At 33.2% G+C, this 8,425-nt stretch carries 14 protein-coding genes; 10 read left to right on the top strand and 4 right to left on the bottom strand.

Going from position 1 to position 8,425, the window contains the following annotated elements; genetic code table 11:
- Positions 1–396: 396 nt before the first annotated feature.
- Positions 397–1,098 (bottom strand): ORF6C domain-containing protein, encoded by a 702-nt coding sequence (locus C7384_RS07830; protein ID WP_116585393.1) that lies wholly within the window; start codon positions 1,096–1,098, stop codon positions 397–399.
- 77 nt (positions 1,099–1,175) lie between these two features.
- Here C7384_RS07830 and C7384_RS07835 point away from each other — a divergent pair, with 77 nt between their 5' ends.
- A complete protein-coding gene (locus C7384_RS07835; protein ID WP_089940434.1) occupies positions 1,176–1,400 on the top strand; it encodes a hypothetical protein in 225 nt (74 codons plus the stop codon).
- On the opposite strand, the gene C7384_RS08335 is transcribed toward C7384_RS07835, so the two are convergent.
- The 3 genes from C7384_RS08335 to C7384_RS07845 all read right to left on the bottom strand — a co-directional run bounded on the left by C7384_RS08335 (position 1,401) and on the right by C7384_RS07845 (position 2,305).
- Positions 1,401–1,523 (bottom strand): hypothetical protein, encoded by a 123-nt coding sequence (locus tag C7384_RS08335; RefSeq protein WP_256465519.1) that lies wholly within the window; start codon positions 1,521–1,523, stop codon positions 1,401–1,403. It abuts the gene before it with no gap.
- Positions 1,524–1,765: 242 nt separating this feature from the next.
- Positions 1,766–2,026 (bottom strand): hypothetical protein, encoded by a 261-nt coding sequence (locus tag C7384_RS08195; protein WP_165806814.1) that lies wholly within the window; start codon positions 2,024–2,026, stop codon positions 1,766–1,768.
- A gap of 66 nt (positions 2,027–2,092) precedes the next feature.
- A complete protein-coding gene (locus tag C7384_RS07845; protein ID WP_089940440.1) occupies positions 2,093–2,305 on the bottom strand; it encodes a helix-turn-helix domain-containing protein in 213 nt (70 codons plus the stop codon).
- A gap of 139 nt (positions 2,306–2,444) precedes the next feature.
- On the opposite strand from C7384_RS07845, the gene C7384_RS08295 reads away from it, so the two are divergent.
- The 9 genes from C7384_RS08295 (at position 2,445) to C7384_RS07895 (ending at position 8,133) form a co-directional block, all read left to right on the top strand.
- Complete coding sequence (locus tag C7384_RS08295) at positions 2,445–2,807, top strand: helix-turn-helix domain-containing protein (protein WP_243400742.1); 363 nt, start codon at positions 2,445–2,447, stop codon at positions 2,805–2,807.
- 9 nt (positions 2,808–2,816) lie between these two features.
- Positions 2,817–3,098 carry an ImmA/IrrE family metallo-endopeptidase gene (locus C7384_RS07860; protein WP_089940443.1) on the top strand — a complete coding sequence of 94 codons (282 nt, stop codon included), beginning with the start codon at positions 2,817–2,819 and terminating at the stop codon, positions 3,096–3,098.
- 49 nt (positions 3,099–3,147) lie between these two features.
- Positions 3,148–3,501 (top strand): hypothetical protein, encoded by a 354-nt coding sequence (locus C7384_RS07865; RefSeq protein ID WP_089940446.1) that lies wholly within the window; start codon positions 3,148–3,150, stop codon positions 3,499–3,501.
- Positions 3,502–3,521: 20 nt separating this feature from the next.
- Positions 3,522–3,749 carry a LexA family protein gene (locus C7384_RS07870; protein WP_276329409.1) on the top strand — a complete coding sequence of 76 codons (228 nt, stop codon included), beginning with the start codon at positions 3,522–3,524 and terminating at the stop codon, positions 3,747–3,749.
- 9 nt (positions 3,750–3,758) lie between these two features.
- Positions 3,759–4,535: an SHOCT domain-containing protein gene (locus C7384_RS08300; protein WP_089940449.1), complete on the top strand. Its 777-nt coding sequence runs from the start codon at positions 3,759–3,761 to the stop codon at positions 4,533–4,535.
- 69 nt (positions 4,536–4,604) lie between these two features.
- Positions 4,605–5,177: a DUF5067 domain-containing protein gene (locus C7384_RS07880; protein WP_089940451.1), complete on the top strand. Its 573-nt coding sequence runs from the start codon at positions 4,605–4,607 to the stop codon at positions 5,175–5,177.
- Positions 5,178–5,197: 20 nt separating this feature from the next.
- Positions 5,198–5,557 carry a hypothetical protein gene (locus tag C7384_RS07885; protein WP_116585394.1) on the top strand — a complete coding sequence of 120 codons (360 nt, stop codon included), beginning with the start codon at positions 5,198–5,200 and terminating at the stop codon, positions 5,555–5,557.
- Positions 5,558–5,997: 440 nt separating this feature from the next.
- On the top strand, positions 5,998–6,909 hold the full coding sequence (locus C7384_RS07890) for a type II toxin-antitoxin system PemK/MazF family toxin (RefSeq protein ID WP_089940484.1): 912 nt from the start codon (positions 5,998–6,000) through the stop codon (positions 6,907–6,909).
- A gap of 150 nt (positions 6,910–7,059) precedes the next feature.
- The gene (locus C7384_RS07895) at positions 7,060–8,133 is read left to right on the top strand and encodes a site-specific integrase (RefSeq protein ID WP_089940490.1); all 1,074 of its coding nucleotides are present in this window, start codon (positions 7,060–7,062) and stop codon (positions 8,131–8,133) included.
- Positions 8,134–8,425 lie beyond the last annotated feature (292 nt).

The following is an 8,425-nucleotide window of genomic DNA, read 5'->3' on the forward strand; positions in this document are numbered from 1 at the left end:
CCGAGATAATGAAGTCATTCAGCCACAAATTTAAAGCTCCCATCGGTCTACCTTTCCATTAAGCAAATTAGTTAACTGTTCTACTCTATCGTTTAAGCTAATTAACATTAAGAAGCTGACGAACAGTAATACTGTACTGAATACTAATAAAACCCATTCCATGTTTTACCTCCTATGCATATTTATTTGCCTTCTTGAAGAAGAAGTTGTTTAAGGCTAACCCATCATATTTAGGATGGGTTTTACTCGGTACTACTGGTTTTGGAAAACCTGGTTTATTCTTAAAATACTTTCGAAAAGTCGCATAAGATTTAATTTCAAGTTTCTCCATAATTTCGCCAATGGAATACATCTTAGTATTTTCAAACCTATAATTTGTAATATCAATCACCTCCCCTATGCTGTTTCTTGGTTGGCACCGCGGATAGCAAGTTCTAGCAAGTTATTAGGCTCCCAATTATCGAAGAACTTCTTAGCTTCATCGAACTTCTTCCGTGGTAATGCGTTGTAACGTGGCACGTTGAATTGACGCTTGAAGTCCTTGCTAATAGCTTGGAACACTTCGCTAGACAACTCTTTGTAAGCCTTGGTGTACTTGTCACCTAAGATTGCAAACACACGATTACGGCGCAAGTTAAGTAACTCTTGTTGTTCCCAGCTACGAATCTCTTGAGCATCTTCAAAACTATCAAAGCGCTCTTCTAACTTGTTTTGCTTAGCTTCTTGTAACTTCAAAGCATCGTATGTTGTTTTTAAAATTGACAACGGATCAGTACTAATTGAATAACTGCCAGTTTGGCGAATGCTTGGTAGCACTTCAGATGTAACCCAGTCTTGAAATTTTTCGGCTTGTGAGCTATTTGCCTTAATTGCTAACTTGTAAAGCTGTGGTTCAGTGATGAAATCACCACGTTTAATTAGTTGTCCACTTTTGGACAACCCAAGGTATTGATTTACTCGGCTCCACCGAACTACTTCGTTGCCACTTTTGGCAACGGTTGAAATACCAACCCCTTTTGCTGCCGTTTCAGCGTCAAACATTACCTGACCGTTATCTTCTTTAACTTTTAAGTTATCGAATACTTTAATTTCGCTCATTTAAACACCTCCAAGTGTTTGTGATATTCTTTTGTTACTGGCATTGCAGTGCCTAGTAAATCGAAAGGAGAAGTATTATGGATATTATTATCAGAACAAATAATAGGGCAAAGGCTTTACGGGCTATTATGGTCTATAATGTTATTTATGCTAAAACTTACTCATTTATGGGAGACCCTATTGACATTGATGATATTGAGAACATCGATATAAATGAAGTTTTTGGAAGCTTAACTTTAACCGGTGACACTAACCTATCAATTGATAGGGACTCAATTTCGTCAATTCAAGTAATTAAATGATTAATCCATCATTTTAAGAAGTTCCACTATTGCAAAAGCATTGGTGGTCTTTTTATTTTCTATATCGTTTTCAATTAAATAAATTAAGTATGGATAAATTTTCTGCCAAATTTCCATCGGCATGCTGTTCACTTCCTTTCTGTTTGGTTTTTGTTTAGTTTTGCTATACTTTCTTTATCAACTATGAAAGGAGGTATAACATGTACCACTACAGCCTAATTATTGATGGTAGAAATGTAGATCATGATTTTTCATTACCATTCACACCCAAAGTTGGGGACCTAATTAATTCATCTGCTAATGATAAGGATCCATACTACTTAGTGAAGGGCGTTGTTTTATCAATGAACGACAACTACATTCAACTACACGTTCAGAAATTCTCGAATAAACTCGATGCTTCTAGCCATATTGATTGGTTCAATTGATTCATTTTCAGGGACATCAACCAATTTTGACTGAGTCTCATCAATAACTACTTTCTCTACAAACACTGCTTTTTCAGTGATTGCAATTGTTCTTTTTCCGTTAAGGTCTGTTACAAATGCTTTTCTGATAAGTAGTGTATTTTTGTGTTCTTGAACTACCACACCAACTAATTGGCCTGCAAGATATACTAGCTTCACTCTATCTCCTCCTTTCTGTTTGGTTATATACTTTTTAGTTTTATTTAGTATCACGTTAGCAAACACTCAGACTAAAAAAATATCTTTAATTTCTACACCCAAACCATCCGCAATTTTTTTGGCAGTCGGAGGTGACGGAAACTTTTTATTGTTCATATAGGCACTAAGCATTCCGGGATCAATGTCAATTCGCTTTGCAAACTTACGCATTGATTCGCCTTCAAAACTAATCATCTGCTTGACTTGATTAGTATCTTTGATTTTCATTGCCAATGACATTTACTATACTCCTTTCCTTAACTTATGAACTAATTGTAAAACATTTGTTTAACGTTGTCAAACACTTTGTATAACTTTTTTATTTAATTTTGTTTCTCTTTTGTTTATACTTGCCTTATCAAAGACAAAGAGGACAAAAATGGTTAATAGCAAAGACTTTGGGTCAAAAATAAAGTCTATTCGAGAAGACAAACACTATTCAGTTAGACAGGCCGCTTTACAGGGTGGAATTTCTCCTGCCTATTTATCTCAAGTAGAAAATGGCCGTAAAAATATCCCAAAGGTTGAAACGCTAACTAAGATAGCAGATGGATTAAGAATTTCAAAGGATGAAATTTTAAGACTAGCCGGAATCGTTCCCGAACCAAATATTGATGAAGGTGAACTAACTGATAGCCAGCGCAAGGTTGCTTACTTTATTGACCCGAATGCTACCGATGAAGAAATAGAACAAATTAAAAAGTTAGTTGAAATTGCTAAATTATCAAAGCACCGATTATAAGAGGTGTAAATGACTAACATAGAACTTTACATCGATAGGTTCCCTCAATATAAATTTTATGGCATTGAAGTACCAAATAATAAATATTTTGGCGAAGCTGTTAAAGAAAACGGGAACGTTACTATCTTTATTAACACACTACAACCAGAATGGCAGCAACTACATACGATAGTCCACGAAAGTGCACACGCTGATTTTGATGTATTTGGTAATCAAAATTACCGTTGGTGTAGAGAAACGATGCTAGCTGAAAAGCAAGCCGAATATGTTGCTAATCATTTTAGTATTTGAGTTATATATACGAAATGTGAATAAATTTTATTAGAAAAGAGTCTGTAAAATGGGATTTCTAAACAAAATAAAAAGCGATTTTGAGTTCAATAAAAAAGTTAAAAGCGGTCAAGCATATCGAGCTTCTAGTTCTGTCAGAATAGACTATGTTGATAAGACAATATTTGTGATTGGATCTATCACTCGTCCATCTAGAACATTTAATTTTGATGATTTAAAAACTATAGACAAGGTTCTTGTTCATACCGGTAGTAACTCAACAGATTATGAGCTAGTACTGTTCTTCAAAGATGGATTCACTAAACGTGTTAAAAATTTGTTTAGGAATCAAATGAACGACTTAGAAAGCAGACTAAAATCGATAATAGAAGAAAATAGGTCATCAAATATTGATGAAAATTAGCTAAAGTTGACCAATCAGAAATTACAAACGGGGATATTTGTGCTGTTATTATTGATGGTGAGATGGCAACATTAAAGCATGTTTATCAATATCCAGATAGAATTCGTTTTGAGCCAGATAGCTGGCTATCCGACTTCAAGCCTTTTGAATATCGTCATGAAGATGTGGAAAATGATAACCCCCCTATTCAGATTATAGGTAAACTAGTTAGCGTTAGTTATGATTTTGATGGTAAAAATATTAAATGAGGAAACTATATGCCTAAAAAATGTGATATTAATGGTGAATCAATTGGTATTCTATCGCCATCATTTCGTTTGAAAGACGGAATTATTTGCAAAGATTGTACGCTAAAAAGCGGTTATCCCCTTCTGGGTCATGAAAATAAAAAGGATACTATTAGTAGGCTGAAAAACAAAACAGTCCAAGATATAAAACAAACTATATTAAAGATTAATACTAATAAAAAAGAAATAAAGAAAAATTCAATATATAACAGTGCTCCAGGACGGAATGTATTTGTTTATTTTGATGATGTTAATAAAATCGCTATGTTTGGCGATTTTGGATACTATCGCTACTCAAATATTAATTCTCATGAACTATATGTTGAGGTAGAAGACAGACAATCAACAGGGGCTGTTGGTGCAACCGTTGGAACACTAGTGCTTCCAGTTATTGGAACCATTATTGGAGGACTAGCTAGACGGGGCATAGATAAAAGTAAGTTTATAAGCTGTGGTTTAAAAATAACAGCAAACGGTAACGAGTTTACCGTTAAAACCAGTTTAGACATTGATAAAAATTCAAAAGCTAAAAAAATAGATAGTCCCTTTTCAACAGTAAATATTGCAATCAGACAAGCTGAAAATATTGACCAAAAACTTAATAAAATTGAAAAAGTATTTAATGATCAAAACCCATCAACCATTAGTTCACTCGATGATCTGACTAAATTAAAAGAGTTACTAGATAATGGCATTATCACTCAGTCAGATTTTGACGCAAAGAAAAAACAGATACTGGGATTATAAGCTGCAGGGGCAGCATACATATAATGTCCAATTGACTGATCGACATTAAAAGCTGTTGGGAGAGGCACATTGAATAAGAAAATTGTTTACTCAATAATTGGTTTAATGGGCGTTATTATTGTCGGATTAACTTTTGCGGTAACGAATAAAAGTAGCAATAAAAATAACACTTCAGCAGCAAAATCAACAACTTCAAGTAAAGTTGAAAAAGCAACCGATAATACGACCAATAAAGATGAATCAAATTCATGGTCGTTTAAAGGATCAACATATAAAGCTGGAAACTTAAAATTTGATTTTGGTAAATCAGAGATTGTTGATGGATATGATGGTAAAAAATTAATTGCCATCCACGCTAAGATGACAAATATTTCTGATAAGGAAATGGACTCGTCTGCTATGTATTCTGTTGTAAGTGCATATCAAAAAACAGATACACAAAATAAGAAGCTAGAAGTTGGAACTGTTAAAGATAACGACAAAATAAGAACTGAATGTGAAAACTTAGATCAGAAATTACTCCCTGGTAAAACAGTCGATGTTGCTATCGTATTTTCATTAGAAAATGATAACGACGTAACTGTTCACTTTGAAAATGCTGAATTTAAAGAGCTAGGAACTAAAACATACAGTGTCAAATAGAAAAATATTAAGGTAATAAGATGACTAAAAAAATGACGTTATCAATCGTTATCGGTATAGTACTTATTGTAATTGGTGGATTGGCCTTTAAAATTTACAACGATAATAATGTAAAGGCAGACTATACTACGACGGTTGCAGAGAAAAAATTAAATGCCGGTGAAAGCTTGGACGGAAAAATAATAGATGTTGAAATTGCCAGTGTAGAAAATAATACTCCTCTTGGTCAGAATATTTGGGCTGGAGAACACCTGAATTTCTATCCAGATAAACAGCAACACAACTTAAAAAAGGGACAACATATCAAGTTTAAAATATCAGAAACAAAATCATCACTTGGATCTTGGTTTATTAAAGGAACTGTTGTTAGTACTAAATAAAAAAGCCCTTACGGGCGTACATAGGGCATTCGTCAACCAATTTCTCTCTTTAATACGCTCAATTCCTCTTGACGATGTAAGTCCCGATATATAGGCATTCACTAGAACTAACTCACTTATTCTCCAGTAAGCAATAACACTATTATCCTTGTGTATGCTAGTGATGTAAGTCCTAATACATACCGGGCATTCATCATCCGTTCTAAAAATTATCCCAATAACTCCGAATATGTTTCCTGGATGATGATGTAAGTCCCAATTACATATAGGCATTTGTCAGTGACTCCTGATGAATATTTACATTTCCAATACTGACAATGTAAGTCCTAATACATAGTGCTGGGGATCCACGTTAAAAGCCAACCTGACTTCTCTTATATGGGGAGTGCTAACCTACATGCCCTTCGGGGCGTACATAAAAATTTAATAAAGGATAAAATATGGATGCTAATACCAAAAGAGATAAATTACATAAATTTAATGAAGTATACTTTTCAGATAACACTTCCTTTAAAATGAAACATTTACCATACTGGATGAATAATTATGGACATTATTTAGATAAGGAAATTAACCATAAACTACCAAAATTTTATAGAAAATTTAGACAAGGAACCATTGTTATGATAGATTTTGGTGTCCGTGTTGGAAGTGAAATGAGCTGTGGACATTTTGGAGTTGTAATTAATAATAATGATGATAAAAATAAAAGAAATATAACAGTAGTACCTTTAAGTTCAAAACATAAACCTGGATATGTTCGGTTAGACAACGCACTATTTACCGCATCCTATGAAATGATTAATCAAAAATTAGAAGATTTAATTCATAGAACTATTAAATATCAAAATGAATATATATCAATAGATAATTTAGGTAAAGAGATAATTTCAGATATAGAAAATTATATTGATAGTCCTAGTAATGAAGAAAAAAGTATCATTAGTAAAATATATTCTGATTATCTCAGTATTGATCATGTTGAAGATAAAGAAAGCCTATATTCAAAACTTTTTTTCATAAATGAGCAAATAAACTCATTAGATGATATTACTGAATATAAATTTATGGTTAATATATCAGTAAGAATTTCTCAATATATTACTAAAATAGATAATAACCTTGATCAATTATCTAAAATAGAAAAAGATATTAAAGGAAGTGAAAAATTATCCAATCAAATAAAAAAATATGAAGGAAATTCATTTGCGGATGTTAATAATATAACTACCGTTAGTAAATTGAAAGTTAATAAATTCTCTGAATTTAATATATCTGAAAATATATCATTACCAGATGAATATATTAAAAAAATTAAGAAAAAAATAAAGGAAATAATGGAGATTTTATAGCATATAACTTATATGTTGTGTATACTTTAGTTACAGGCACGATTGGGTGTCGATTGGAACTAACTGTTCTGATCTTAATTATGCACAGGCGTAATTAGACGTCGAGGATCTCTCAGGAGGTCCTCTTTTTTGTGCCAAAAAGGAGTATTTATGGCTAGTATCTTTAAGCGTAAAAATGCTAAGACTTGGACAGCTTCCATATTTTTAACGGTTGACGGCAAACGAAAAACAAAGCAGAAAAATGGATTCGCTACCAAGGCCGAAGCAAATGAATGGGTTACAAAAGTTGAATATGAAAAATCATTGGGTAAACTAGGTAATTCAAATTCACTATTCATTGATGAGATGAAAAAGTGGTATCAAATATTCAAAGAACCAAAAATATCAAGAGAAACAAAACTTTGGTATCAGAATGCTATTCGCGTTGCTAATGAACAGTGGAAAAATAAAAAAGTAAATGAAGTTACTGCTGCCCACTTTCAAACACTGATTAATGATTATTCACAGGAACACGTTCAGTCATCAGCTAATCGAATTAAAACGATTATCACCGCTTTTGTACGTTACGCCGTAGATGAGGAAATAATTAATCGAGATTTTACCAAAAACGTTTACGTCGCGGCTAAAAAGGCAGGTAAAAAACCAATTGATAAGTTTCTCGAAGATGATGAGTTAAAGAAACTAATGAAAAGAGCTAAGGAGTCAAATGATTTATCAGCCCATATGATTATTACGCAACTCATGACCGGTATGCGCTATGCTGAAACGGCCGGGCTAACTCCTACAGATGTTGACTTAGAAAATAAAACAATCAGTATTAACAAAAACTGGGATTTAGTTACTCAAAGTTTTAAGCCAACAAAAACGCCATCATCTAATCGAACTATTAGCATATCTGATGAGTTGGTCGACCTATTAAAAGTATGGGGTTTTGGCAAGCAATTTGTCTTTGAAGGCCGTAACGGATTTCCGTTGACAACGAATGGTATTAACAAATCCCTTAGAGAATTTTTAATAGCTGATGATTCAAAAATAATAACTTCTCATGGTCTTCGCCACACACATGCTAGTTACCTTTTAGCGCACGATGTATCTGTCCAATATGTAAGCGAACGATTAGGACACGCTAACGTAAATATTACGCTTGAAATATATGCCCACCTTTTCAAGAGTAAAAGAGAGCTGGAAGATAAAAAAGCGCAAGATCTAATCAACAAATTATAGTGCACGACTTTTGCACGACTGCACGAGTAAAAGTGTTTCAAAACGTGATAAAGCGCTTCAAAACACAACTAAAAAAAGACGATTTAAAACCTTTATGAACATTGATACATAAACGTTTATCAGCATAAACATTGGTATTAGTGCTTTTATCTGTTTTATTAGTAAATGCAGGGTGGACGCATACAAAAAAGACGGCTTGAAGTGCGCCCTCCAAATTGGAGAGAAGTAATGTCATAAATCTTGTCGCTTAATTACTACGGTAATTAGGCGACTTTTTGTTTTTGATACTGCG

Origin of the sequence: Convivina intestini, from assembly GCF_003096575.1 — a bacterium.
GTDB classification, from domain to species: domain Bacteria; phylum Bacillota; class Bacilli; order Lactobacillales; family Lactobacillaceae; genus Convivina; species Convivina intestini.

Coding starts and splice junctions, on each gene's coding strand:
- C7384_RS07830 (WP_116585393.1), bottom strand. CDS start 1,098: ATGAGCGAAATTAAAGTATTCGATAACTTAAAAGTTAAAGAAGATAAC.
- C7384_RS07835 (WP_089940434.1), top strand. CDS start 1,176: ATGGATATTATTATCAGAACAAATAATAGGGCAAAGGCTTTACGGGCT.
- C7384_RS08335 (WP_256465519.1), bottom strand. CDS start 1,523: ATGCCGATGGAAATTTGGCAGAAAATTTATCCATACTTAATTTATTTA.
- C7384_RS07845 (WP_089940440.1), bottom strand. CDS start 2,305: ATGTCATTGGCAATGAAAATCAAAGATACTAATCAAGTCAAGCAGATG.
- C7384_RS08295 (WP_243400742.1), top strand. CDS start 2,445: ATGGTTAATAGCAAAGACTTTGGGTCAAAAATAAAGTCTATTCGAGAA.
- C7384_RS07860 (WP_089940443.1), top strand. CDS start 2,817: ATGACTAACATAGAACTTTACATCGATAGGTTCCCTCAATATAAATTT.
- C7384_RS07865 (WP_089940446.1), top strand. CDS start 3,148: ATGGGATTTCTAAACAAAATAAAAAGCGATTTTGAGTTCAATAAAAAA.
- C7384_RS08300 (WP_089940449.1), top strand. CDS start 3,759: ATGCCTAAAAAATGTGATATTAATGGTGAATCAATTGGTATTCTATCG.
- C7384_RS07885 (WP_116585394.1), top strand. CDS start 5,198: ATGACTAAAAAAATGACGTTATCAATCGTTATCGGTATAGTACTTATT.
- C7384_RS07890 (WP_089940484.1), top strand. CDS start 5,998: ATGGATGCTAATACCAAAAGAGATAAATTACATAAATTTAATGAAGTA.
- C7384_RS07895 (WP_089940490.1), top strand. CDS start 7,060: ATGGCTAGTATCTTTAAGCGTAAAAATGCTAAGACTTGGACAGCTTCC.